General features: G+C 37.0%; 25 protein-coding genes. 23 read left to right on the top strand and 2 right to left on the bottom strand.

The features are described from left to right. Positions 1-2: 2 nt before the first annotated feature. The 19 genes from KH893_RS02490 to KH893_RS02400 all read left to right on the top strand — a co-directional run bounded on the left by KH893_RS02490 (position 3) and on the right by KH893_RS02400 (position 19,271). Positions 3-722: a hypothetical protein gene (locus tag KH893_RS02490; protein WP_281164598.1), complete on the top strand. Its 720-nt coding sequence runs from the start codon at positions 3-5 to the stop codon at positions 720-722. A gap of 35 nt (positions 723-757) precedes the next feature. Next, a complete protein-coding gene (locus KH893_RS02485) occupies positions 758-1,528 on the top strand; it encodes a hypothetical protein (protein ID WP_281164597.1) in 771 nt (256 codons plus the stop codon). A gap of 19 nt (positions 1,529-1,547) precedes the next feature. Next, complete coding sequence (locus KH893_RS02480; RefSeq protein WP_281164596.1) at positions 1,548-2,609, top strand: efflux RND transporter periplasmic adaptor subunit; 1,062 nt, start codon at positions 1,548-1,550, stop codon at positions 2,607-2,609. Then, on the top strand, positions 2,602-3,291 hold the full coding sequence (locus KH893_RS02475) for an ABC transporter ATP-binding protein (protein WP_281164595.1): 690 nt from the start codon (positions 2,602-2,604) through the stop codon (positions 3,289-3,291). Before KH893_RS02480 ends, KH893_RS02475 begins: the two co-directional genes overlap by 8 nt. Then, entirely contained in the window at positions 3,291-4,466 is a 1,176-nt protein-coding gene (locus KH893_RS02470; RefSeq protein ID WP_281164594.1) for an ABC transporter permease, read from the top strand. Before KH893_RS02475 ends, KH893_RS02470 begins: the two co-directional genes overlap by 1 nt. A gap of 314 nt (positions 4,467-4,780) precedes the next feature. Further along, the gene (locus KH893_RS02465) at positions 4,781-6,016 is read left to right on the top strand and encodes an aconitase X catalytic domain-containing protein (RefSeq protein WP_281164593.1); all 1,236 of its coding nucleotides are present in this window, start codon (positions 4,781-4,783) and stop codon (positions 6,014-6,016) included. After that, positions 6,000-6,425 carry an aconitase X swivel domain-containing protein gene (locus KH893_RS02460; RefSeq protein ID WP_281164592.1) on the top strand — a complete coding sequence of 142 codons (426 nt, stop codon included), beginning with the start codon at positions 6,000-6,002 and terminating at the stop codon, positions 6,423-6,425. The genes KH893_RS02465 and KH893_RS02460 overlap by 17 nt, the downstream gene beginning before the upstream one ends. Next, a complete protein-coding gene (locus KH893_RS02455) occupies positions 6,426-7,409 on the top strand; it encodes an NAD(P)-dependent oxidoreductase (protein WP_281164591.1) in 984 nt (327 codons plus the stop codon). Between the two features lie 20 nt (positions 7,410-7,429). Continuing rightward, the gene (locus tag KH893_RS02450; RefSeq protein ID WP_281164590.1) at positions 7,430-8,449 is read left to right on the top strand and encodes an ABC transporter substrate-binding protein; all 1,020 of its coding nucleotides are present in this window, start codon (positions 7,430-7,432) and stop codon (positions 8,447-8,449) included. Between the two features lie 27 nt (positions 8,450-8,476). Further along, positions 8,477-9,328: an ABC transporter permease gene (locus KH893_RS02445; protein WP_281164589.1), complete on the top strand. Its 852-nt coding sequence runs from the start codon at positions 8,477-8,479 to the stop codon at positions 9,326-9,328. Between the two features lie 13 nt (positions 9,329-9,341). Next, on the top strand, positions 9,342-10,106 hold the full coding sequence (locus tag KH893_RS02440; RefSeq protein WP_281164588.1) for an ABC transporter ATP-binding protein: 765 nt from the start codon (positions 9,342-9,344) through the stop codon (positions 10,104-10,106). Between the two features lie 45 nt (positions 10,107-10,151). After that, positions 10,152-11,432, top strand: coding sequence for a Zn-dependent hydrolase (locus KH893_RS02435; protein WP_281164587.1), 1,281 nt, complete (start codon positions 10,152-10,154; stop codon positions 11,430-11,432). Beyond that, positions 11,432-12,766, top strand: coding sequence for an amidohydrolase family protein (locus KH893_RS02430; RefSeq protein WP_281164586.1), 1,335 nt, complete (start codon positions 11,432-11,434; stop codon positions 12,764-12,766). Before KH893_RS02435 ends, KH893_RS02430 begins: the two co-directional genes overlap by 1 nt. 24 nt (positions 12,767-12,790) lie before the next feature. Next, complete coding sequence (gene hutU / locus KH893_RS02425; RefSeq protein WP_281164585.1) at positions 12,791-14,866, top strand: urocanate hydratase; 2,076 nt, start codon at positions 12,791-12,793, stop codon at positions 14,864-14,866. A gap of 6 nt (positions 14,867-14,872) precedes the next feature. Beyond that, complete coding sequence (hutI, locus tag KH893_RS02420; RefSeq protein ID WP_281164584.1) at positions 14,873-16,135, top strand: imidazolonepropionase; 1,263 nt, start codon at positions 14,873-14,875, stop codon at positions 16,133-16,135. Between the two features lie 84 nt (positions 16,136-16,219). Then, positions 16,220-16,810: a HutD family protein gene (locus KH893_RS02415; protein WP_281164583.1), complete on the top strand. Its 591-nt coding sequence runs from the start codon at positions 16,220-16,222 to the stop codon at positions 16,808-16,810. Continuing rightward, complete coding sequence (locus KH893_RS02410; RefSeq protein ID WP_281164582.1) at positions 16,791-17,663, top strand: MurR/RpiR family transcriptional regulator; 873 nt, start codon at positions 16,791-16,793, stop codon at positions 17,661-17,663. The genes KH893_RS02415 and KH893_RS02410 overlap by 20 nt, the downstream gene beginning before the upstream one ends. A 62-nt stretch (positions 17,664-17,725) precedes the next feature. After that, positions 17,726-18,475, top strand: coding sequence for an NrtR DNA-binding winged helix domain-containing protein (locus tag KH893_RS02405; RefSeq protein WP_281164581.1), 750 nt, complete (start codon positions 17,726-17,728; stop codon positions 18,473-18,475). Between the two features lie 226 nt (positions 18,476-18,701). Beyond that, entirely contained in the window at positions 18,702-19,271 is a 570-nt protein-coding gene (locus KH893_RS02400) for a folate family ECF transporter S component (protein WP_281164580.1), read from the top strand. Positions 19,272-19,368: 97 nt separating this feature from the next. Here KH893_RS02400 and adhE read toward each other — a convergent pair whose 3' ends face one another. After that, the gene (adhE, locus tag KH893_RS02395) at positions 19,369-21,987 is read right to left on the bottom strand and encodes a bifunctional acetaldehyde-CoA/alcohol dehydrogenase (RefSeq protein ID WP_427859748.1); all 2,619 of its coding nucleotides are present in this window, start codon (positions 21,985-21,987) and stop codon (positions 19,369-19,371) included. Between the two features lie 6 nt (positions 21,988-21,993). Here adhE and KH893_RS13165 point away from each other — a divergent pair, with 6 nt between their 5' ends. Then, the gene (locus KH893_RS13165) at positions 21,994-22,074 is read left to right on the top strand and encodes a hypothetical protein (RefSeq protein WP_427859747.1); all 81 of its coding nucleotides are present in this window, start codon (positions 21,994-21,996) and stop codon (positions 22,072-22,074) included. 257 nt (positions 22,075-22,331) lie between these two features. After that, a complete protein-coding gene (locus KH893_RS02390) occupies positions 22,332-23,537 on the top strand; it encodes an acetate/propionate family kinase (RefSeq protein WP_281164578.1) in 1,206 nt (401 codons plus the stop codon). Positions 23,538-23,584: 47 nt separating this feature from the next. Here KH893_RS02390 and KH893_RS02385 read toward each other — a convergent pair whose 3' ends face one another. Continuing rightward, entirely contained in the window at positions 23,585-24,061 is a 477-nt protein-coding gene (locus KH893_RS02385; RefSeq protein ID WP_281164577.1) for a MerR family transcriptional regulator, read from the bottom strand. Between the two features lie 137 nt (positions 24,062-24,198). On the opposite strand from KH893_RS02385, the gene KH893_RS02380 reads away from it, so the two are divergent. Together KH893_RS02380 and KH893_RS02375 are read left to right on the top strand one after the other, a co-directional pair. Then, complete coding sequence (locus tag KH893_RS02380) at positions 24,199-25,683, top strand: MDR family MFS transporter (protein ID WP_281164576.1); 1,485 nt, start codon at positions 24,199-24,201, stop codon at positions 25,681-25,683. Continuing rightward, positions 25,680-26,420, top strand: coding sequence for a DUF4811 domain-containing protein (locus KH893_RS02375; RefSeq protein ID WP_281164575.1), 741 nt, complete (start codon positions 25,680-25,682; stop codon positions 26,418-26,420). The genes KH893_RS02380 and KH893_RS02375 overlap by 4 nt, the downstream gene beginning before the upstream one ends. Positions 26,421-26,447 lie beyond the last annotated feature (27 nt).

Raw genomic sequence — 26,447 nt, 5'->3', positions numbered from 1 at the left:
GTATGTTGAAAACCAAGAAAATTTGCCGAATTTTTTTTCAAGCAGAAATCAGCAAAGATTTTGCCTTAGCTTGCGGCTGGCTTTTGGCTGAAATACTTTGGTTTATCATTTTGATATTTTTTAATCAGAGTCAGCGAAATTTAAATACTTTAATCAGTAGCTGCTTGATTTTTTTTATAATAGTTTTTGCCATTGTTAGTGTTTGCAAAGTAACAGTCTCAATAAATCAGACCTGGAGTAAGAACAAGTATCGTTTATTACCGGTCAAAAGCGGGATTTTTTATTTTAGTAATTTGATCATGCGAACCCTAGCAGCTCTCTTAGTTTCATTGCCCGTTATCGGTCTAAACTTATTAACAATTATGGTAAATCCTAAATTTATCAAGAGTTTAACTAATATAAACTTTGACAATCAAAATGTCATTAAAGTTGGCATGGTAGCCTTAATGTTTTACCTATTAATGATAATCAAAGCGACATTCTTGTGGCTAGTAGCTGTTTCCTTAGCCAATTTTTTTAAGCCCCGGTGGCAAGATTTGGTTTGCTGGGGAAGTTTCTTTTGCTTATTCTTTGCTTTAGCAAGTCTCGGGGGACAAGTTGAAAAAAGAATTTCCAATAATATTTTTGATTGGCGAGTTTTAGTTATTAATTCTGTGACACTTATTTTATGTATGATCGGTAGCATTTTGCTGCTAAAAAGCCAAGTTGAAACACAGAGCTAAAATACTTTTTTAACCTTAATTTAAGGAGGTAAACAATGCTTTCAATTAGAAAAACCTGTGCTTTGTTTTTTAAAGAAGCGCTACAAGAATATCGTTTATTCTTAATAATTGGTTCTGGCATTACCATTTTATGGCCGTTTATCGTTCTGATTAGGTTCGGTACAAGCCAAAATGACTTAATAGGTATTGGAGGTGGAGAGCTTTGGCTAGCAGTGATGTTCATTTTTCTGGGCATTATTAAACTGTTAGGAATGATTAATCGCGTCTGGACAAATAGCAAATACCGTTTATTGCCAATGAGTAGTACTCAGTTGTATTTGAGTAATATTACAATGCAGATTTTGGCTTTCATTGTTACGATTGGATTTTTAGCAGTGATCAATTTGTTGGCCGGCGTACTGATTTTTGATACCTATGCTAAGATTTCCTGGAGCGTTAATGCTACTAGTATGGGCTTTTCTTTAAGTGCTGCCAGTTCTGGTAAAGTTGTTGTGCATATTAGTGCGGAGAAGATGTCAAAAATCATTTTGACGCTGCTGGATTTCTTTGGCTCGATCATCATTGATATTAGCTTCGTGCTGCTCTTGTCGGAATCAATTATGAACTGGCTGACGCGCAAGCATCAAAGAATATTCAGTACTTTAGGTTTTGCAATTTTATTAGCGCTATTTTTAACCTTGGATATCAAAATTGCTGATCAACTAACTAGTGATTCAGTTTCATTTGCATATGATTTGGCAGTTAGCGTTTTAAGTATGTTAGGCAGTATTTATTTGTTAAAACATCAGGTAGAAACCAGAAATTAATTTTGAGAGGGCGAAAGATGTGAAAAAATTTAATCGGTTAAGCAAAAAACAATGGGGGATCATCTTAGCGGTCATAGTTTGTTTAGTAATTGTTATGGGAGTGATAGTCATTAGGCATAAGTCACAAAAAACAGCGGCTAAGCAAATTAATTATGCAGTAGTTAAATTGCAGCATCAGGTACCGCTGACTTTGATGGGCAAAGTTCAAGCTAGTCAGACGCAGCGCTTACAAAACCCTGCTGGTAAAGTGACTAACGTTGCTGTAAAAAACGGTGAAAATGTCAGTCAAGGCCAAACCTTATTGACAACTTATAATCAAACTGCCCAAGATTCGCTCAATGATCAGCAACAAGAAATCGCCAAACTACAGCGGAGTTTGAATTCAACTAATACTCAAGTTAAAAATTTGCAACAACAATTAGCACAGTTATCAAGCAGTGATGATAATTACAGCGATCTCAAGCAGCAGTTGACCGAAGCTCAAAATAGCGCGGCTGACACGCAAGCAGAATTGACCGAAGCTCAGCAAAAGAAACAAAAAACTGCCCAAAAGGTTACGGGAACCTTGACAGCACCATTTGCTGGCACGATCACAGTTAATTATCTGGCAAATGGCACACCGAGTTTGCAACTTCAAGGCAATGGGATGCAAGCAGTTGGTGAAGTCTCTGAGTATAGTTATAAGAAACTGACTTCGGGAACTAAGCTGAAGATCAAAGCGGTTGCTACCAAGGTCAAAACTGATAGTCAGGTTTCATTTTTGTCAACAACCGCCGCCAGTGACAGTCAAAAAAATGATGCCAAGTATCAGTTTACTGCCTCAATTTCAGGCAACTTTATTGATGGTCAAACACTCAAGATTTCGGTTCCACAAGCTGGCATTCGTGTTCCAAGTGCGGCCATTTATCACGGCAAAGTCTTTGTCGTTAAAGGACGGCAAGTTAGTGAAGTTGTTACGATCAGTGGAAAAAAAGCATCCGGTTTTACGATCGTTAAAACCGGACTGCAAGCCGGTCAAAAAATTGTCAATAATCCAGACCATAATTTAAAAGTTGGAAGCCGGGTGGATAATGATGATTAAATTAGAAAGTATCAATAAATATTACCAGCAAGGTGATCAGCGATATCATATTTTAAAAAATATTAATTTAAAGATCGATCAGGGAGAATTTGTCTCAATTATGGGTCAATCCGGTGCCGGGAAGTCAACCTTAATTAATATTATTGGTTTTCTTGATGACCAGTTTGAGGGAAACTATTATTATTTTGATCACCCAATCCACGATTACACTCGCAAACAGTTTTCAAAGTTAAGAAATCAAAATGTTGGCTTTGTTTTCCAAAACTTTGAACTAATTAAGAATTTGTCGGTGGCTGAAAATGTTGCTTTACCACTTTTGTACGCTGGCCAGCAGCGGAAAATGATTAGTCAACAAGTCGGCCAAGCTTTAAAGCAGGTTGGTTTAGCTGGCAGTGAGCAGAAAAAACCAACTAATCTTTCCGGTGGTCAGCAACAACGAGTTTCAATTGCCCGGGCCATCATTGCCCGCCCTAAATTTTTGATTGCTGATGAACCAACCGGAGCTTTGGACAGTCAAACTTCAAAAGAAATTATGGAGCTATTTAAAAACTTGAATCAGCAAAATCAAACAACAATCATTATGGTCACGCATGATGAAAGGGTTGCACATCAAGGTCAGCGGATTATTCGCATCTTAGATGGTCAGATCATTGCCGATGAACAGATCGAGGTGAATGCTTAATGCTATTTGTCGAGCTTTTAAAAACGGCCTGGCAATCGCTACGAACTAATCCACGCCGCAGTTTATTGACAATTTTTGGGATCGTAATTGGAATTGCGGCGGTTATTACGATTATTTCTTTGGGTAATGGCGTCAAGGCTAAACTGCTGAATGAATTGGAAGCTACTAGTACTGGTAAACAAACGACCAAGATTAATTATTATAGTAGCAATGGTTCTGATAAAATGGGTTTTGTTCAAAATGATGTTGAACAAATCAAAGGGAACTTCAGTAGCTTAGCCCAAGTCAAGGTCCTAAATCCAACATCGCACATAACTACGAATGCTCAGATTGGCAGCCAGCTTAAAAATGTTTCAGTGACTCTTTTACAAAAGCCGATTACTGGACTCAGGCTAATTGCAGGTAGCCAATTCACCCACTATGATTTAGCAGTCGCTAGTCCAGTTGCCTTGATCAATCAAAAAATGGCTAAAAAACAATATCATGATCCTGCAAATGCAATTGGTACTTCAGTTGAAATCAAGCATGTTTATTATCGGGTCATTGGAGTCTTTACTTCAAGTATTAGTCGTTATCAGACAAACTTCTTGTTGCCAAAACAGGTCTTTTATCAGAATTTATCGTCCAATAGCGGCAACACTTTGAAATTGACCTTTAATCAAGGAGTCAATGTCTCAAAAGAAACTAAGAGGATTGTTAAGTTCCTCAAGAAAAATGGAACTCAGCATAAAAATGGTCATTATGAATATTTTGATCTGGGCAAATTATTGAAGAGTATTTCAAAAGTTATCGACGAGCTGACGATCTTTATTAGTGCCATCGCCGGGATTTCGCTGTTTATTGCTGGTATTGGCGTCATGAATATGATGTATACCTCAGTTTCAGAACGAACCCAGGAGATTGGTATTCGCTTAGCAGTCGGGGCCCAGCCAAATTCAATTTTGCTGCAGTTTCTCTTAGAAGCAGTTATGCTAACGGTCAGCGGCGGTTTACTTGGTTTTGCCTTGGGCGGGTTGATTGCCAAGCTGATTTCTTTGGCCTTGCCGTTTAAAGCAGTTTTGACGCTCAATTCTTTCTTGCTGGCTTTTGGAGTTTCAGCTTTTGTGGGAATTGTTTTTGGTATTTTACCTGCCAAACAAGCTGCCAACAAGAATTTGATCGATATTTTACGGTAAAAAATTTGGTTTTATGAATATTAATTTAACCTCAAAACTAATCTTAAAACATGATTAGCTTTGAGGCCTTTTTTTACAAAAATATTGTATTAATGCAAGCGAACCTGTAATTTTTAAAAGCAATCATATTATATAACTTTAATCTTAGCTTAATCTTTCAATAGCCAAGCTGAAAGCGGATACATATTAATAAAAAACTAATATTTTAAAATTCATTGACTCGTATGCCTTATTATAATAAGCTTTAACTAAGTTAATGATTTCATTCATTTATCGTTAACATTAATAAATTAATCAAAAGGAAGGGGATAAACATGGTTGAATTAAAAAAGGATGAGATAGATATGCTTGATGGAAAGTACGGGAAGGGTACACAAACTGCAATGAAAATTCAAGTAGCGATTGCAGAAGCATTTAATGCCCCTTATATGGTACCAATTTCAAGAGCTCATGTAGCTCTTAGTAATCAAGAAGCAGATCTGTGGTTTGTCGAGAAATTGGTTAATCAAGGTGCTACCTGTCGAGTTCGACCAACTGTAAATCCAAGTTTCAACTGGAAACAAATGAAAAGAATTACAACTTTAGATCCAATTGATGAAAAAATAGTAAAAAGAACTGATGCAGCATACAAAAAAATTGGAGCACTTATGACGTATGATTGTACTCCATATCTACAACTGAATGTTCCAAAGATAGATGATGTAATAGCATACTCAGAGTCTTCAGCCACACCATTTGTTAATTCAGTTTATGGTGCTAGAACAAATCGTGAATCTGCACAGAGCGCACTTTGCGCCGCAGTTACAGGAGTTGTTCCATATTATGGATATTTGAAAGAAGAAAATAGAAAAGGTGAGGTCTTAGTAAATGTTTTACCAGAAATGAAATCGGATTTTGATTTTCAATTATTGGGTTATGTAGTTCCATTAAAAATTGGTTTTAAAATTCCAGTTTTCAATTTTAAAAATAAACCTAATAAGAAATCTTTTTCTAATGCCTCTCTTATGAATCTTGGAGCACAAATGAACACTTCTGGAAATGTTGCAATTTATCATATTTTAGGATTTACACCTGAAGCCAGTACTCTTGAGGAAGCTTTTCAAAGTAATGAAGTTCCAGAAACTATTGATATTACACAAAGTGATCTCGATTCGGTTCGTGATAAGATTTCAGCTCCTTTAGGAAAAATTGACTTTGCTTTATTTGGTTGCCCACATTTAACTTTTGAACAAATTGAAAAAGTTGTTCAAATTATAAAAGGTAAAAAGCTTTCTGTACCTTTGTTTATTATGAGTTCAGATCCAACGCGAAGATTATGTGAACAAATGGGCTTGCTACAAGAAGTCCAAAATGCTGGAGGAGATATTATTTCAAATACTTGTATGGATCAACCATGCTGGAAATTTCTTTATGGAAAAAAAGGAGTTACAGATTCTCCAAAATGCGCTTATTACACAAGAAGAAGAAAAATGGAATTTGTAATTACAGATTTAGAAAATGCAGCATATTCAGCTTTGAAGGGAGAAGTTACAGATGACCGTTATGAATAAAATCTTTAAATGTCACAAAATTTCTGAAGGACAAGCAGAAGGTGAGGTCCTTTTTTCAAAAGACGGAATTTGCTTTTATTTAATTGATCCGAAAACTGGCGTGGTAATCCAAAGGAATCATAGCTTATTTGGGAAAAGCGTTGCTGGGAAAATTTTAGTTTTTCCCAATGGAACAGGAAGCTCAGTAGTTCAAGCGGACGGAATGTATCAACTAAAAATGAACCATAATGAACCCAAAGCAATGATAGTTGAAAATGCTGATACAACTTTAGTAGCCAGTTCAATAATTATGGATATGCCATTAGTTGATAAAGTTGAAAAAAGTTTTAAAGATGAAGTAAAAAATAAAGATCTAGTTAGAATAAATGCTACAGAAGGAACAATTAAATTGTTAAGGAAGGAAAAATGAATGGATGAAAAAGCACCTTTATTTTGGATTATTGATGAAGAATGGACTGATTATGAGCTTGAGAAAGAAATAATCTATAAGAATTTTTCAAAAGCGATAATCAAGCATTCTAATTATGATTATAAAGATGATTTAAAAAAGTTTGGCAAAAAAGTTGATGCGATAATTGCTCAAGTTTATGCCGAAATACCAAACTCTACTATTGACTATTTAGAATCTTGTAAAGGGATTGCAATCTTTGGGGGTGGTTATGACAAAGTAGATATTTTAGAAGCAAGAAAAAATAATATACCAGTTACAAATGTTAAGAATTATTGTAAAGAAGATATTGCTGAGTATGTATTAAATTCTATTTTATTTAGTCTTAAACCGCTGAATACCTTTTTTAATCAAATAAAGAAAGGAAATTGGGGTTATCAAACATTAGATAAATTACCATCGAGAGTAAATAATCAAACTTTATTAATAATTGGTTTTGGTAGGATAGGAAGCTACGTTGCAGAAAAGGCTTTAAAAATAGGTATGAAGGTTATTGCATTTGATCCTAAGTTGGAAGCTGGTCAGATGATAAAAAAAGAAGTTCAGGTAGTTGGCTTAGAAGAAGGATTAAGGAAAGCAAACTTTATATCTATTCATTGTAATTTAACTAAAAAAACTGAAAATTTAATTGACAAATATCAATTTTCTTTAATGAAAAAAGATTGTGTATTAATTAATACTTCTCGAGGAAAGGTAATTAATGAGGATGAATTAATCAAGGCAGTTAAGCTTAAAAGAATAAAGGGAGCAATTTTAGATGTAATTGCTGAAGAACCCCCACGTAATTTGGATTTACCAATTTTGCAAACCAAAGGGATAATTGTTACTCCTCATATTTCTTATTTATCTTCTGAATCAATTACTGAATTGAAGAAGAGAGCAACTGAGAATGCAATTGCAATGTACAAAGGGGAATTTCCTAATGATGTTGTGAATTTTAAATAAAGGAAAGAAGGAAAATAGATATGGATAAGTTAATCAACAAAAAAAGCGGTTATATTAAACGTTCATTGCTTGTGTTCTTATTGTCTTTGTTATCAGTTTTAACTATTTTTATAGGTCAAGTTTCTGCAAATAGCAAGGTAGTTAAAATTGCTCATTCATCCTGGATCGGTTTTTATCCCTTAGATTTGGCTGAGCAAAAAGGTTTCTTTAAAGATTATGGAGTAAATGTCCAGATTAAAGACATTGAAAGCAAATCTGACAGTAAAAGTGCTTTGGCTTCAGGCAAAATTCAAGGCATTGCAACTTCTGTAGATACTAATGTTTTAAGTGCAGCTAGTGGTTTAAAAATTCAAAATGTTTTGGCTTTAGATACATCTACTGGTGCTGATGGTCTTGTAGGTACTAAAGATATTAAAACCTTTAAAGACTTAAAAGGGAAAACAGTTGCTTTAGATACTACTGGAGGAGCTAGTTACTTTTGGTTTAATTATATGTTACAAAAAAATCATATGAAATTGTCTCAAATGAAGGTAGAGTCAATGGACTCGGGAGCCGCAGGGAGTGCTTTTGTAGCTAAGAAGGTTGATGCTGCAATGACATGGCAGCCATGGCTATCAAAAGCTGAAAAACGAAGCAACGGACATGTGGTAATGTCAAGTAAAAGTTCACCAGGAATTATTGTAGATACCTTAGGCTTAAGTACGAGCTTTATTAAAGAACATCCAAAGGAAGTTAAGGGAATAATTAAAGGATGGTATAAAGCTCTTGCTTATATCAAATCTCATCCAACTTCGGCATACAAAATTATGAGCAAAAAAGCGGGTATTGGTTCTAAAGAATTAAAGAAAGAAATGACCACAGAAATTAAACTTTATAACAAAGAAGGAAACAAGAAATACTTTGGCACAGAGAAAAATAAAGGACAAATTTATAAAATTTCAAAAATTGCATCAGATTTGTGGTATACATCTAAGATATCTAAAAATAAGATCAGTGCAGAAAAAGTTACAAATCCTACTTTTGTAAATGAGATAAAATAAATTTTTAATATTGAAAGTGGTGACAAGATGACAGATTCAAAAGTAGAGAATTCTGAATATATCGCAAAAACATCAACAAAATTAGAAAAAAAATCAATTTTGAAAAAAGTTTTAGTACCTCAAAAAGAAATTTCTAGAAAAAACAGAATAATTTTGGGAATTTTAGCCTTTGTTCTAATTTTGTTATTTTGGAGCTGGATAACTTATGGGAAGATAGTTGGTACAATGTTTGTTCCAACGCCTTCATCAACGTTTAGTGCGCTGACTAACATGCTTTCGACGGGGTTTTGGAGTGATATAAGTATTACTGTTTATCGAGTAATGACTGGCTTTTTAATTGCTTTGATTGTTGCTTTGCCATTAGGAATATTAGTTGGAGCGTATCAACCTATTGCAGCATTTTTTGAACCAGTTTTTTCTTTCGTTAGATACATGCCGGCTTCAGCTTTCATTCCTCTTTTTATTTTTTGGATTGGAATTGGTGAATCCGAAAAAATTGCAGTTATAATTCTAGGAAGTTTACCACAGCTAGTTTTAATGATTGCAAATGATATTAGAAATGTTGATCAGTCATTGATAGAGGTTTCATATACACTTGGAACGAATACTCTGAACGTTTTGTGGAAAGTAATATTACCTAAAAGCTTGCCTGATATTATGAACACTATTCGCATCGTTTTGGGATGGGCTTGGACATACGTTATTGTTGCTGAGTTAGTAGGAGCTTCATCAGGTATTGGGTTCAGTATTCTTCAAGCAGAGCGAACCTTTCAAACTGATAGGATTTTTGTAGGAATTTTAATTTTGGGAATAATTGGACTAATAGTCGACACGGTTCTAACACTGTTGAATAAAGTATTGTTTGCCTGGAATTTTTAGGAGGACTTGAATTATGGATGAAAGTATTGAAGTAAAAAATGTTTCAAAAAAATTTCATACAAAAAATGGAGATGTTCAAGCTCTCAGTGACATTAACCTAACAGTGCATGACAAAGAATTTGTTTCTATTATCGGCAGATCAGGTTGTGGCAAATCTACTCTTTTAAGAATAATTGGTGGGTTAGAAAATGCTTCGGAAGGTGAAGTTAAGTGTCATTCACGGGAAATCGATGGCCCAGGTCCTGATAGGGGAATGGTCTTTCAGCACTATAGCTTATTTCCTTGGATGACTGTTAAAAAAAATGTTGAATTTGGGTTAAGGCAAAAAGGAATTGATAAAAAAGATAGAGCTGAAATTGCTGAAAAATATATTAATTTGGTGGGCTTAAAAGAATTTGAAGAGTTATATCCTAAAAATCTTTCCGGAGGAATGCAACAAAGAGTGGCATTAGCTAGAGGTTTAGCAAATGATCCTGAAGTGTTACTTTTAGATGAACCATTTGGGGCACTTGATATGCAAACTAGAGAAGACATGCAGGATTTATTGCTTGATATCTGGCAAAAATCACCTAAAACCATTGTTATGGTTACACATGATGTTGAAGAAGCCATCTTGCTAGCTAATCGAGTTGTAATAATGAGCTCACATCCAGGCAAAATTAAGAAAATTTTAAAAATAGAACTTGGTGAGCAAAGAAAGTTTGAAACAAGACTAACATCAGAATTTCTAAAATATAAAGGAATCGCCAGCAAGTTAATTAGATCCAAATCATTGTAATAATAAACATTAATAATGCTTATTATTTTAAAGAAGGTTGAATGATTGGTAAAAAGCAATTTAATTGAGTTGAAAATTAATAAAGACAGAATTAAAAAAAATATTGAAAACTTAGGTCAGATTGGTTTAAGCAAACAAGGTGGCATAAATCGTTCATTAGCTTCCAAAGCTGACATTGAATCAAGAAACTGGATCAAAACTTATTGGCAGCAGAACTTTAATATCTCTGTGACGACGGATGCAGCTGCAAATTTATGGGGAGAATATCCATATTCAACCAACAAATCGCTAAAGCCATTAATTATTGGCTCACATAATGATAGTGTTCCAGAAGGCGGTAAGTATGATGGTGCACTGGGAGTTTTACTTGCCACTGAAGCTTTTCAAACGATGGTTGAAAAGCAAATCAAATTAAAACATCCGCTAAAATTGATTTCTTTAACTGGCGAAGAACCTAATCCTTATCAAATTTCTACCCTCGGAAGCAAAATAATTTCTGGAGTGGTTGATAAAAAGTATTTGGCAAAGTTTAAAAACATTGAAACTGGTGAACCGCTCGCAACGGCCATTGATCGTTTAGGTGGAAACTTTAAGAATTTAGAAAGTGCTCGCTGGTTAGATAATGATTTTACAGCTTTTATTGAATGCCATATTGAACAAGGCAGAAGGTTATTTGATAGTGGTGATCCAGTAGCTGTTGTCAAAAAAATAACTGGTATCTATCGAGAGTTGGTTGTTATTGATGGTGAAGCTAATCATGCAGGGACAACTGATCTTTTTCATCGCAAAGATGCACTTTTGTCATTAAGCTGGCTCAATGTTAAGCTGCGAGAATATTTACAGAGTCTGGAGAGTAATGAGCCTGTTGTTGGGACAATTGGTTTTGCTGAGATTGAGCCCAATGCTGCTAATATTATTCCAGGTCGGGTGCGTTTTAATGTAGATTTACGTTCCGGGGACTGGGGCTTAGTCGAAGAGGCAATCAGCTACTTGGGTAAATTGTTTACAAACCTGGAGAAAATTGGCCTTAAAGTTACGCGTAACGTAATCTTAAATCAAAAGCCAGTTGATCTTAATGCTAAGATCATTCAGACATTTTCCAATACAATCGCAGCTGACTCAAATCTTAATTTAAAGGTTTTTACTAGTATGGCAGGACACGACGCGGCTAATATGGCTCATATTGGTCGGTCAGGAATGTTATTTGTTAAAAGTATTGATGGTAAAAGTCATTGCAAGGAAGAGTATTCAAAAATTGAAGATATTGAAGTTGCTGGGAATGTGCTATTACAAACCATTTTGGACTTAGACAGGGAGTTAGATTAATGCAAAAAATATTATTGCCAAAATATTTATATACAAATGCTGGCTTTAAAACAGACTGGGCGATTCTAATTACCAACAATACAATCACAGATCTGGGACCACAAGCAGGTATGTTAAAAAAATATGCGCAAGTTCCTTCCTATAAATATAAGAATTTGGTTTTTGTCCCGGGAACAGTTAATACGCACAATCATTCTTTTCAGAGCTTGTTACGAGGAATAGCTATTGATCAACCTTTTTTAAAATGGCGTGATAATTCACTTTATAAGTACTCACCTAAAATGAGGTTGGAAGATATTTATAATGGTGCATTATTTGCTTATGCAGAAATGATGAGATGTGGTGTCACAACTGTTTGTGATTTCTTCTATCTCCATAATTTCGGCAATGACTCAGATGAAGCGATTATTCAGGCAGCTAAGGATATCGGTATTCGATTAGTTCTTGCTAGAACCATGTACGACTGGGATGGTGCACCTGATGGTTATTTAGAATCGATTAAAGAAGCAGTTGCCAATACTAAAAAATTAGCGGAAAAGCATCAAAGTGATCCATTAGTTACAGTTTTGCCAGCCCCCCACAGTTTACACGGAGCAAGTCCAGAAATGATTCAGGCTGGTCATAATTTAGCCCAAGAAATGGGTACTAAATTTCATATTCATGTTGCAGAGGAACCATTTGAAGTTAAGGCCACACTTGAGAAACATCACTTGCGAACAGTTGAATATTTGGACAAGTTAGGTGTTGTGGATTCTTCTTTAGTGCTGGTACATGGTGTTTGGCTAAATGATAATGAAATTAAGTTATTAGGAAACAAGCATGCTGCGTTAAATTATTGTCCATCCAGTAATATGTTTTTAGCGGATGGCATAACAAATATTCCTGCAATGGCGGCTAATCAGATTAACATCGCACTCGGCAGCGATGGAGCTTGTGGAAATAATCGAATTAGCGTTTTTGAAGAAATGCGAATGACAGCCTTATTGCAAAAGGCTGCCACACAGGATGCACTTTGTGTCAAATGCAAACAAGCTTTTGATATGGGCACAAAAAACGGAGCTAAGCAATTAGACATAAATGCTGGAGAAATAAAGCCGGGTGCCTTAGCTGATTTTGTTGGTATTGACTTAAATGATTTTTCGATGAAGCCATTAAGTAATAATTTAGAACAACTTTTACCTAACATTGTATATTCATTGCAGCCGACTGCGATTAAAACAGTGTTTGTAAATGGTGAGGAAACTGTTAAAGATGGCAAGTTAAGCAAAATCGATGAAGAAAGTATTATGCGAAAAGTTGATCAAACAATGAGTTATTTCGAAAGTATTGATTAATTCTAGAAAGGAAATGAATTTTTAATGAGTGGTGTAAAAAATAAAGATCAAGAAGTTTCTGAAATTTTAAGTAAGATCAAAATTAACGAAAAACCGATTGAATTGTCATTAGTTGATGATGAACTTCCTGCTTATCCGAAATTTGTTGAAGGAATTAGGAGGGCACCCTCGCGTGGGTTCCGCTTGACAATGGACCAAACAAAAGTTGCTTTGAAGAATGCTTTAAGATATATTCCACCAAAATTTCATAAAAAGTTGATACCGGAATTTTTGAACGAATTGTATACTAGAGGTCGAATTTATGGTTATCGTTTTCGGCCTGAAGGAAGAGTCTATGGACATCCAATCGATGAATATCAAGGAAAAAGTCTTGAAGGTAAAGCTTTTCAAGTTATGATTGATAATAATCTTGATTTTGAAGTCGGTTTATATCCATATGAATTAGTTACTTACGGTGAAACGGGAAGTGTTTGTCAGAACTGGATGCAATACCAATTAATCAAAAAATATTTGCAACAGTTAACTGATGATCAGACTTTAGTTATTGAATCAGGTCATCCGGTAGGGCTTTTCCCATCTGAATCAACCGCCCCAAGAGTTATTATTACAAATGGTTTAATGGTTGGCGAATTTGATAATTTAAAAGATTGGGAAGTTGCTGAGGAAATGGGAGTTGCCAACTATGGTCAAATGACGGCTGGCGGTTGGATGTATATCGGTCCGCAAGGAATTGTACATGGGACTTATAATACTTTATTAAATGCTGGGCGTCAAAAACTGGGAATTCCTTTAAAAGATGATTTAAAAGGGAAATTATTTATTAGTTCAGGTTTAGGCGGAATGAGCGGAGCACAACCTAAGGCTGCAAAAATTGCAAATTCTGTTTCAGTAATTGCCGAAGTAGATCTCTCTAGAGTAAAAACACGCTTGGATCAAGGCTGGGTGGACGTTTATTCAGATGATTTGAATAAGATATTCAAAAAGGTTGAAGATGCTTTAAAAAACAAAAAAGCTTTATCAGTTGCTTATCATGGAAATATAGTAGATTTATTGAAATATGTTATCGATCATGACATTCATGTTGATTTGTTATCTGATCAGACATCTTGCCACGCCGTCTATGAAGGAGGATATTGCCCACAAGGTATAACTTTTGAAGAACGTACAAAAATGTTAAAAGATGATCGAGAGAAGTTTCATAAATTAGTCGATAAAACTTTACACAAACATTTTGAATTGGTTGAAGAGCTTCATAAAAAAGGAACTTATTTCTTTGATTATGGGAACTCTTTCTTAAAAGCTGTTTATGATTCAGGTGTTAAGGAAGTATCAAAAAATGGTATTGACGATAAAGATGGTTTTATTCTTCCATCATACGTTGAAGATATAATGGGACCAAATTTGTTTGATTATGGATATGGACCATTTCGTTGGGTTTGTCTGTCTGGAAAGAAAGAAGATTTACAAAAAACTGATCAGGCTGCAATGGATTGTATAGATAAATATCGTCGCTATCAGGACTTGGATAATTACAAATGGATACGCGATGCAGAAAAAAATAAATTAGTGGTTGGGACACAAGCTCGCATTCTTTATCAAGATGCTGAAGGCCGAATTAGAATAGCGCTTAAATTTAATGAACTAGTGAGAAAAGGTGAAATTGGTCCGGTTATGATTGGCCGTGATCATCATGATGTTAGTGGAACAGATTCTCCTTTTAGAGAAACTTCAAACATTCATGATGGAAGCAATGTTATGGCTGACATGGCTGTTCAATGTTTTGCTGGCAATGCAGCTCGCGGAATGAGTTTAGTAACACTGCATAATGGTGGCGGGGTAGGAATCGGACGTGCCATTAATGGTGGATTTGGTTTAGTGCTTGATGGAAGTGAGCGTGTTGATGAAATTATTAAAAAAGCAATTCTCTGGGATGTTATGGGTGGAGTAGCACGAAGAAATTGGGCAAGAAATAAAAATGCAATGGAAACAACTCAAGAATTTAACAATAAATTCAAAGGTGAGGCTCATATTACTGAGCCGTATTTAGCAGAAAAAGATTTGATTAACAAATCAGTTGAAAAAACTTTTCCGAAAGCGTGATAAATAATGGAAAATTTATTAATTCTACATGCGAGCCAAATTGCAACTCCAATTGGGAATTCTATCAAGCATGGCAAGGAAATGAATCAAATAAAAATTATTAATGATGGTGCGATTTTCCTTGAGAATGGACTAATAAAATATATTGGCAAAACAGATGAAGTGATAGAAAAAGTTAAGAGTAGAAATATCTCAACCTTTGATAAGATCATAGACGCAACTGGATCAACACTTGTTCCTGGATTTGTCGATTCGCATACCCATTTCCTTTTTGCAGGATATCGACTCGATGAATTTTGTGAGAGAGTTGCTGGATCAACATATATGGAGATAATGGAAAAAGGTGGCGGAATCCAGGCAACAGTTGATGCAACGCGTAAGGTATCTTCAGCCAAGTTAAAAAAACTAGGTTCAAATCGATTGCAGGAAATGTTGCATCAAGGAATAACTACTGTGGAAGGCAAAAGCGGATATGGATTGGATAAGGAAGCTGAACTTAAACAATTACGAGCTTTTAGAGAATTGAATGTTATTCAACCGGTGGATATTTCAGTCACCTATCTAGGAGCTCATGCTATTCCACGTGAATTTGAAAACAAAACTGATGAATATATCGAATTTATAATAAAAGAAGTTTTACCGGTGATCAAGGAAGAAGAGCTAGCTGAATTTGTCGATGTTTTTTGTGATCAGGGAGTTTTTGATTTAGAAAGCTCTAGTAAACTGCTAAAATCAGCCAAAAAACTTGGATTCAAAATTAAAATGCACGCAGACGAAATTGCCAATTTAAATGGAGTTAAATTGGCTTCGGAATTAGATGCAGTTTCGGCAGACCATTTAATAAAAATTTCCTTAGCTGAAATTGATGAACTTAGCCGGAAAAAGAATACAGTTGCGACGCTGTTGCCTTGTACTGCTTTTTGTTTAAAAGAAAACTTTGCTCCCGCGCGCGAGCTAATTGATAAGGGCTGTGGGGTCGCACTTGCCTCAGATTATAATCCTGGTAGCTCCTTTACTTGTTCAATTCCGCTGATAGTTGCATTATCAAGCTTTTCAATGAAAATGACGATGAATGAGATATTAACTGCCTTAACCTTGAATGGGGCAGCTGCGTTAGATATTGCTGATGAAAAGGGCAGTTTGGAGCCTGGAAAGATTGGCGATATTGTCTTTTTAAACTATTCCGATTTTCGTTACCTATTGTACAATACTGGAAATAATATTGTTTCTAAAGTTATTAAAAATGGAAAATTGGTTTATCAAGCGTAAAAATTTAAGCCTAATTATAGAGGATGGATTATGCTAGACCATAGTTTATCCTCTTTTTATTTAATGAACAGGTGAGGAATATTAATGACAAAAATTATTTTAAGGAAACATAATTCATATGTTAGACAATCATGGCTAGGTGGGGAGACAACGGAAGTTTATCTTTATCCTGAGGATGGAGATTACCAGCAAAGAAATTTTGCTTTTCGTTTCTCCTACGCAACGATTGAGATTGAAAAAAGCACTTTTTCGAATTTAAACGGTTTTAAAAGAATTTTAATTCCAACTAAAGATGAGATTACTTTGATAAATAATTTACGAAGTTTTAAAATAAAAAAGAATCAACCGTATTTTTTTGCAGGGAGCGATCAGGTTCAATCATTGGGTGTATCGGAGGATATCAATTTAATCTATCGTCCTGAGTGGCAAGCACAGATGAAATTAATCAGCTTACCAGCAAAGTTTAAATTTGATGTTGAGATAGTCGGAGTTTTTGCTTTAAAGGGGAATTCTAAAGTGTCTCTTAACGATAATGAATTTCAGCTAAGAGAAAAGGATTGTCTAATAATTCAAAATTCTGACCATCAAAAGCTCCAATTCAAAGTGGACAATAAAGAATTGAATGGACAAGTAGCAATATTTTGTTTGAAAAGAGATGATTCATTTGAAAGTTAAGGAAATCAGGGATAAAAAGGATTTGGATGATCGTTTGTTAGCAGTAGATCAAACCTCAGAAGTCAATCAGAAAATTGCCAGGTACATCGAAAAAAAATATAATTTGATAGTTTTTATGACGGCTGATAATTTAAGCAATAAAATAGGTGTGAGTCAAGGAAGCGTTTCAAGATTCTGCACGAAAATGGGCTATAATGGCTATAATGATTTTTTACGTTATTTACAAAAAATTATTAGTTCAGAAATGACAATTAAAAAACGACATTTAATTATTAATAATGAAGATGAAAATGATAAAAACCTTAATATTTTAAATCAGGAAATCAACAACTTAAAGGAACTTCAAGAGATAACTCAAACTGCAGAATATAAAAATGTTGTTGAGATCTTAGCAAAATCAGATAAAATTTTTTTAATGTCAAACCGGATGTCTGAAACGCTGTTACCTTACATGTATTATATTTTTAGTCGGTTAAGACCCAACGTTTACAAGCTGGATTATGGTACTCCAGCTTGGGAGAATGTTGATTTAGAAGATCCTAAAAAAAGTTTGATATTTACGACGTTTTTTCCACGTTATTCAAGCTCTCTTTTGAAAAAAATGCAAGATTTAAATAATAAGGGCTTCAAGATTATTTCAATTACAGATAGTCGCTTGTCGCCAATAGTTAAATATTCAAAGGTTGCTTTAATTAGTCCAATTACAATTTCTTCAGTTTTCGATGTCTATAGTACACCGTTGCTATTAATAAATTTATTGATGCGAGATATTTCAAGCAAAATTCCTAATATTGATCAGCGATTAAATCGAATCGAGGAAATGAATAAAAATGAACATTCATTTTTGTTATAATTTATTCCTTCTATATTTTGCGGTATAATTTAAGCAGCAAATAATGGAAATGGGTGGTCTAAGTGGTTGAAGTTGTTGTCGAGCCGAAAGTTACAATAACCAATATTATTTGGAGTTTTGATCTGCGTGCGCAAAAAGTCAATTTATTATTGATCAAGCGGGCAGACCCGCCGTTTCAAAATTATTGGGCATTGCCCGAAACTGTCATGCGCGTTCACGAGGGTGCAGATCAGGCAGCTTTACGTTTAGTTCAGGAGAAGATTGGTTTGAAATTGTCACGTTTTCATACTGAACAGTTGGAAACTTTTACTAATCCGTTGCGTTCACCAACTGCTAAACGTGAGATATCTTTAGCGTATATGACTTTTTTGCCTGATATGCCAAAGTTAAATGCTGGCTATGGAGCAGTCGATGCTCAGTGGTTTGCTTTAGGTCATGATCAGCAACATAATTACACTTTTACCGGAGAACCAGCTGCATTTGTTTTGCCCAAACGGCAGAGTGAACTTGAGTTTTATCAAACTGCTCGGCACGAGCATTCTTTAGCGTTTGATCATGAATGGTTGCTAAAGATTGCTTGTTTGCGGATCAAAAATAAACTCGATTATCAGCCAAACATTCTGTTGGTTTTGGGCAAGAGTTTTACTTTGAAAACGGCCCGAGTTGTTTATGCAGCATTTTTAAAAATCAAAGCGGATCAAATTGATAATTCAAATTTTCGTAAAACTCATGCTTGGCTGTTTCAAGAAGTTGGGGTAGCAGCTAAACAGGGTCCGGGACGTCCAGCTCGTTTGTATCGTTTGCAAGTTTGACTTGCATTATTGCTTGGATCAAGGTAAAATAGATTTAATAAAAGTATAATTTACTTTTATTTTAGACAAATAAAGGTAAATTATACCTAAAAGGCACAGGCATTTTTTAAAATCTAACGTCAGACATCCTAAAAAAAACTAAAAAATGCCTTTTGCTGATTAGGGAGTGGTTTGAAGAAAAATAAATAGTTGTTGAGTTGGCAGTCAGATGCAGAGGAAAGAGAGAATGAGCAGCGAAAAAAATAATTTTTTTAGTTGGAAAAGTCCACGGCTGAGGGTTGAAGCATTAACTTTAGCAGCGTTACTGTTAGCAATTGATGTTGTTTTTTACAAATTAGCATTTGGTCCAGCTTACGTTGATTTTAATTTGGGTTTCATCAGTACAGCTTTGATGGGATATTTTTTAGGTCCGTGGTTAGCCGGAGGATTAGAAATGGCTTCGGATTTCATTGGGACTTTGCTGGGTGGTGGAACATTTGCTTTTCCATTTCTATTAACGGCTTTTTTAGGCGGAATAGTTTATGGAATTTTTTTGCATAAGAAGCAGCCAAGCATTTGGTCCGTTATTATTACTAACTTATTGATTTTAATTCCCATTAGTTTACTGATTGATTCCTGGTTGATTCATTTGACGTATCAAGTTGCTTGGAAAGTTCTATTTTGGAGTCGTTTAGGTCGTAATATCATCGATTTTGCGATTCAAACACCATTATTATTTATAGTAATCAAAGCACTTGATCGAACCCAGTTGCGGGAAAGATTTGAAAGTCGGATTACTAACAGTTTGACTCGTTAAGTTCGATTAGCTGCCAGTAACACAAAAGACACACGTTAGAAATTTCGTGTGTCTTTTTATTATGGAAATTTATTTTTAATTATTTATCGTGCAAAAATTAGAATTGATCGCGTAACAGCTGCTCAATTTCTGCCAAGCTGGCCTGACGCGGGTTAGTCGTTGTGCAACGATCAGTATAGACCATCTCAACTAAGGTTTTTAAGGCACCTTCAAAGCGCTGTTTAGTAACATGATTTGCTGATAAACGCGGCGTAATTTTGACCGCTGTCATCAATTTTTCGATTTGTTGGCAAAGCTGTTCAACTAATTCGGCATCATTCTGACCTTTTAAACCGATGAAACTAGCAATCTCAGCATAGTCTTTTTGAGCTCGGTAGACTGCATAGCGTGGAAATGGAGTCCGCTTGACCTTACCGGTGACAGCATTAAAACGAATGACTGGAATCATAGCACAGGCCACAGCTAAGCCACTTGGCAAGCCAAATTCGCCGCTGGTTTTATGAGCTAGAGAATGGGTTAGTCCTAAAAAACTGTTGGCAAATGCCATCCCAGCTAAAGTAGCTGCATAATGCATTTTTTTACGAGCAGCTTCGCCTTCAAATGTCGGATGAGCGGGATCATAATTATAAGCAGCCACCAAATTTTGGAAAACTAACTTGATTGCTTCTAGCGACCATGGACGAGTAAAGTCAGAACTCATGACCGAAACATAGGCTTCCAACGCATGCGATAAAGTATCCATTCCACCAGTCGCAACGACTGCTTTTGGCAAATGTTTGGTCAATTCAGGATCAATGATCGCTGTTTCTGGTGTCAAAGCATAATCAGCTAATGGATATTTGATTTTAGTCTGATTATCAGTGACAATCGCAAATGGCGTTACTTCTGAGCCACTTCCAGAAGTCGTTGGAATGGCAATCAATTGGCTGGTCAAATGATGATTAAATTTGACGACCCGTTCGCTGATATCCATCAATTTTTGTTCGATACTCATGAACAAATTGCGATTTGCCTGATAATCTTCCAAGAAACCAGCTTTTTGATCGAGAGAGTATTCGTAAGTAAAACGTGCTAATTTAGCAGCATTGATGACTGTTCCACCACCTAAAGCAATGATCGTATCTGGATTAAATTGAGCAATGACTTGAGCTAGTGCCAATGTTTGGCTGATATTAGTATCCGCAGTTACTTTATCAAAAATTGAAATTTTGACTGGCCGATCACGCAAGGCCAACTGCGCATTAACTTCTTCGATCAAGCCTTGATTGGAAAGATCTGCATCAGTAATGATCAAAGCTCGATTAATATTTTCGTGAACATCTTGCAGGTAAGATAGGGCATGCTTTTCATAAAAAATTTCTTTAGGCAACCGAATCCACTGTGGCCGGCTACGGCGTTTAGCAACGGTTTTGATATTTAACAGATCGCGAGTCGATAAATTATGTGACAATGAATTTTTCCCCCATGAACCAGTTCCTAAGGTTAGACTTGGCCGCAAAGCTGCGGTGTAAATATCACCGATTGCACCGATTGAATCCGGCTGGTTGATCAAGATTCGGGCAGCTTGAGTTTGATCAGCAAATTCATTAATGAAAGGATCGTCCTGCGAGCCAATTTGAATCGCAGCATTATGACCGGCACCTTGATAATTCAACAAGGCAGCCACAATTTTGATTGCAGCTTGACGATCTTGAGCTTTGTAGACCGACAGCAGTGGTGAAAGCTTTTCCGAAGAAAGCTTTTCACCAATATTTTTCGGATCCAATTCAAAAATTATGACATCCTTATCAGCTGGCAGGTCGATTCCAGCTTGTTCGGCGATCCACTTAGCCGATTTGCCAGCAACTGGACCATTAACTCCATGACGGTCGTTGAAAACAAAATCAGCTAATTTTTGGTAATCCTTTGGTGGCAGCAGATAAGCACCCTTGGCCAGAACTTTTTCCAGCCAAGCATCATAGACCGCCGCTTCGACGACAACTGAGTTTTCCGTGGCGCAAATCATTCCGTTATCAAAGCGTTTAGAGAGCAACAGATCTTCAACTGCTCGGTCCAAATCAACGGTATGATCAACATAAACTGCACCATTGCCAGCACCAACCCCCATCGAAGGATTCCCCGATTTCAAAGCCGCATTGACCATCCCCGGGCCGCCAGTTGCCAGAATTGAAGCAATTTTTGGATTGCGGATCAAAGCGGTCGTATTATCGAGACTGGGCTTTGCGATCCACTGGATAATATTTTGGGGAGCTCCAGCTTTTAAGGCCGCCTGATAAACGATCTTGGCTGCTTGGACGGAACATTTTTGAGCTTGGGGATGAAAGGCAAAGATAATAGCATTCCGAGTTTTCAAAGCTAGCAGTGATTTAAAAATTGCTGTCGATGTCGGATTAGTTGTTGGCACGATCCCGGCCAAAACACCTAGCGGAGCAGCAATTTCAATTTTGCCAGCAACTTGGTCATTATTGATGATTCCAACTGTGCGATCATGTTTGATGGTGTTATAGACATTTTCCGCAGCAAATTGATTTTTAATAACTTTATCTTCAAGAATTCCTCGTTGCGTTTCTGCAATCGCTGCCTTTGCCAATTCAAGTGCGGCTTGCGAAGCAGCTTGGGCCATTGCCCCAACGATCTGATCGACTTGGTTTTGTGAAAAGCTGGCATACTTTTTCTCAGCGACAACGGCTTTTTCGACTAATCCGTTAGTATAAATTTCAGCTTGCTGATATTGGGCGGCTTTTTCTTCAGGAGAAAGCGTCGGTTTAACTTTTTTGGTGACTGTCATTTAAATCCTCCTTAAAAAAATTTATAATTTTTATTGTGAAATTAGTCACTTAATGTAACTAAGACAAATAATAAACTAAAAGATTGTGAATTGCAACACTTAATCCATAATCGTTTTATTATTAAATTATAAAGCAAATTTATTTATTTTTCTCAAGAAATCGCTTACATAATAGGAACCGTCGAAAAAAGCTAAAAAGCAATTGACAACAATTTTGAGTATGTTAACATATAACGTGAAATATATCACAATAGAAGAAAGAAGAATGGTTAATGAAAAAAATACTATCGGTCAATTCTGGCAGTTCGTCGATGAAAATCAGCTTGTTTGAAATGCCAGCAGAGAAGTGCCTAGCCAAAGTTTTGATCGATTACTCCGATCGGCAAAAATGTAAGGCAACGTTGACACTAGCCGACCAGAAAGAAGTGTTTATTGATCATTTTTCTGAGGAGCTTCATCCAATTGCTTTGACGTTACAGCTTTTGATCAAACATGGCGTGCTTAAAAATAGTCAGGAAATCAGTGGGATTGGCCATCGAATCGTGGCTGGTGGAGAAGTGTTTACCAAATCAACTGAAGTTACGCCTGCAATGATGGATAAGCTGCAAGATTTGATCGAACTGGCTCCATTGCATAATCCGGCTAACATTGCCGGAATTCGCGAAGCTGGCAAATTATTTCCAAACTGTCGTCAAGTGGCCGTTTTCGACACATCTTTCCATACTAGTCTGCCGCCAGAAAATTATTTATATGCGCTCCCATTGAAATATTATCGCAAATATAAAGTCCGTAAATACGGTGCTCATGGGACCAGCCATCGCTATGTTGCTCAGCAAGCAGCTAAAATGCTGCAGCGACCGGTGACTGACTTGAAACTGATCACGTTGCATTTAGGTTCGGGAGCTTCAGCCGCAGCAATCAAAAATGGCCGCAGCCTTGACACCTCGATGGGTTTTTCACCGGTTTCTGGTTTAATGATGAGTACGCGCAGCGGTGACATTGATCCTTCGGCTTTGGCTTTTTTACTGGATCATGGGGCGTTCAAAGATGCTGACGAGTGCATAGAAATTTTAAATCATCACTCTGGAATTTTAGGAGTTTCAGAGATCAGCCGTGATATGCGTGAAGTTCAGCGGCAGTTATCAACTAATCAACAGGCGGCGTTGGCGGTCAAGATGTTTGTCAAGCGAATCTGTGATTACATTGGTGCTTACTGGCTGGAATTAGGCGGCGCGGATGCGATCGTTTTTACTGGCGGAATTGGTGAAAATGACTGCCTGATTCGTGATATGATCTGCCGCAAGCTGGAATGCCTAGGGGTCAGCTTTCAGCCACGTTATAATCAGAATCATCAGCTGCCGTTTGATTTTTCGACCGCTGGGAGCAAAACGCATTTGCTGGCAATTCCGACGAATGAGGAATTAATGATTGCCCGTGATACGTTTGCTTTGGTGGCTAAAGCTGCCGTTGAAGAATAATAAGCCTTTTAATTAGAAAATTAAAAAAGGATCGCCCTAGCAGTTAGCTAGTGGTGATCCTTTTTTAGTAACAGACAAGTTGGTTGTGCCTGTTTGATGATGGCGACGACGTGTGTATCTGGTTGTTCTTTTAAAGCGCCGAGATCAAATTCATAGCCATCTGTTAAACGTCTGACCCCTGAAATGCGTTCCTTGAACAATTTATGGATTGCCGCTGCCGCCTGATCATGGGCCTGAGTTTTTTCGACAGCAGCTTTCAAAGTGAAGCCAGAGTCTAAGTAAGATTTGATCAAGCTGATGCGTGCCATTGTATAATAGGAATACTTACGATGTTGATGGTTATCAGCACACTTGGCAGCCTTAATATAGCCGCGCTGTTCCCAATAACGCAATTTACGTTGAGAAACTCCGGTTGCCCGCGCAATATCGCCAATGCCCAGCAAGAAATTATCCTGTCGCATAATTTCCTTGATCCGCTCGACAAATTCTGGATCAGTTAAAAGATTATGTGTCAATTTTTTCATCCTTTAGTTGTTTTAAATTCTCACTCTAATTGTATATTCTTTAACAACTTTGTCAAGTAAGTTGACAAAGAAATCAAAAGGGACTATATTTATCGTCAGACTTAAATTTTTGAAATGTAAACAAGGAGGATCAAGTTTTGGCGAAATCACTTGATGCCAACGGCAAGCCTTATAATCGAACACTTTTGGTTGTTCTGCTGTTAGTTGGTACTTTTTGTACGGTCTTGAATCAAACGATTTTAGCGACCGCCTTTCCAACCTTAATGAAATACTTTGATATCAATGCTTCAACTGTTCAGTGGCTGACGACTGGTTTTTTGATGGTCAATGGAATTATGATCCCGATCAGTTCTTGGTTAATGGGACGCTTTAATTCGAAAGTATTGTATTTGACCGCCATGATAGCATTTTTTATTGGGACTTTGACCTGCTATCTGGCACAAAATTTTGCGACCTTGCTAACAGGACGCCTGATCCAGGCTTTAGGAGTTGGCGTAACTATGCCGTTGCTCCAGACTTTAATGCTGACCATTTTCCCGGCTAATCGTCGCGGCGCTGCGATGGGCTTAGCTGGCTTGGTAATCGGCTTAGCACCGGCAATTGGTCCGACGCTTTCCGGCTGGGTGATCGACAATTATCGTTGGCAGACTTTATTTGGGATGATCTTGCCGATCGTTGCGGTTGTCATTTTAGGTGGAATCTGGCTGATGCGCACCTTACTACCGGCTCGCAGTGAAAAATTAGACTGGCTATCGGCTTTATGGTCAACAATCGGTTTTGGCAGTTTGTTGTACGGCTTTTCGGAAGTTGGCGACAAGGGTTGGGGCAGCGGTCTAGTTTGGACGACGATCGTTATCGGTGTGATTTTCATCATGCTTTTTGGCAAGCGCCAACTGAATTTGGAAAAACCATTTTTAGAGCTGCGCGTCTTGAAAAATCCCGAATTTTCGATTGCGACGTTATTGAGTTCGGTTGCCATGATTGCAATGGTTGGCACGGAAATGGTCGTTCCACTGTATTTGCAGACAGTCCGGGGTGAATCAGCTTTCCACTCTGGCTTAACGCTCTTACCCGGAGCTTTAATGATGGGAATCATGAGCCCGATCACCGGCCAGATTTTTGACCGAATTGGAGCGAAAAGGTTGGCGGTTACTGGTTTGTTTTTGTTGACGATTGGAACAGTACCGTTTGCTTTCATTACGAAAACAACGCCGCATCTGTATGTCATTGTCTTATATGCTTTGCGGATGTTTGGCATTGCGATGACAATGATGCCGGTGACAACTTCAGGGATGAATGCTTTGCCGTTGCGGTTGATGAGTGATGGAACAGCTGTCAACAATACGATTCGTCAGGTTGCTTCTTCGATGGGAACCGCGATCATGATCAGTATTTTGACCAATGTTACTAAACAGCAAACGCCGGCTCACAGCTTATTGAAACAGCAGCCGCTGCTTTATAAAAATCGGGTTTTGGATGCCGTGGTCAACGGCTATCATGCAGCTTTTTGGGTGACAGTCATCTTTTCTTTGCTTGGCTTTTTGATCGCCTTTTTTGTCAGCGATCGGGTACCGCGTTCAATTAAAGTTAAAACGCACGCAAAGGAGGCTGAAGCCAAATGATTATTGGAGCTTTGATCATCCTGGCATTATTGCTTTTTATCAGTATGACTGCCATCAAGCCTTTTGGGCGGCGGATCACGATTAGCGTTGTGCTGGGAATTCTGTTGATAATCACGATTACGCTGATCGTTAAAAATGACCATGATCATTTTGGCATGCAGCAAGTCACTCAGACTCAGCAGGAAAGCTTGGTCTCTAGTGTCAGCTCACAGCAAATGTCGATCTTGCTTTATCAGCCGTTGGGCACGCAGCAAAAAGAAAAAATCTACTTATATAAGACTAAACAGCAAAAAAAGCTGCGCAACACCAGTGCTGATCCAGAAAAAAATCAGGTAAAGGTCAAGCATAATGCTGCCAAGTCAAGTTTACAGATCAAAACGACTCGCTGGCGGTATAAAAATAGCTGGGATCGATTCTGGTTTGGAATCGCTAATAACGGAAATCAGTTGGTTAAACGTCAATATACTTTTAAGCTTAGTCAAAATTGGCTGGTATTGAGTACTAAACAGGCTAAACAACTGCAGACCTTGTTGAAACAGAAACAAGCTCAGTTAAAGCAAGGAGCCCAACAGTATGCCACTGCTCAGGTCAAAGCGGGTTTGGCAAAAGCTGTGCAGAAGAATCCAACTATGTCGGCTAGTCAACGTCAGCAGTTGAGCCAAAAATTAGCGCAGCAAGCGGCCATTGTTTATCAAAAACAAGCCATTAGTCAATTGTTGAAACAGCTAGAAAAATAATTAGTTTACTTGGTTGATGAAAAATGT

This window comes from Liquorilactobacillus sicerae, assembly GCF_029916425.1.
Taxonomy (GTDB): Bacteria; Bacillota; Bacilli; order Lactobacillales; family Lactobacillaceae; genus Liquorilactobacillus; species Liquorilactobacillus sicerae.
This window is presented reverse-complemented; position numbering and strand designations above follow the sequence as displayed.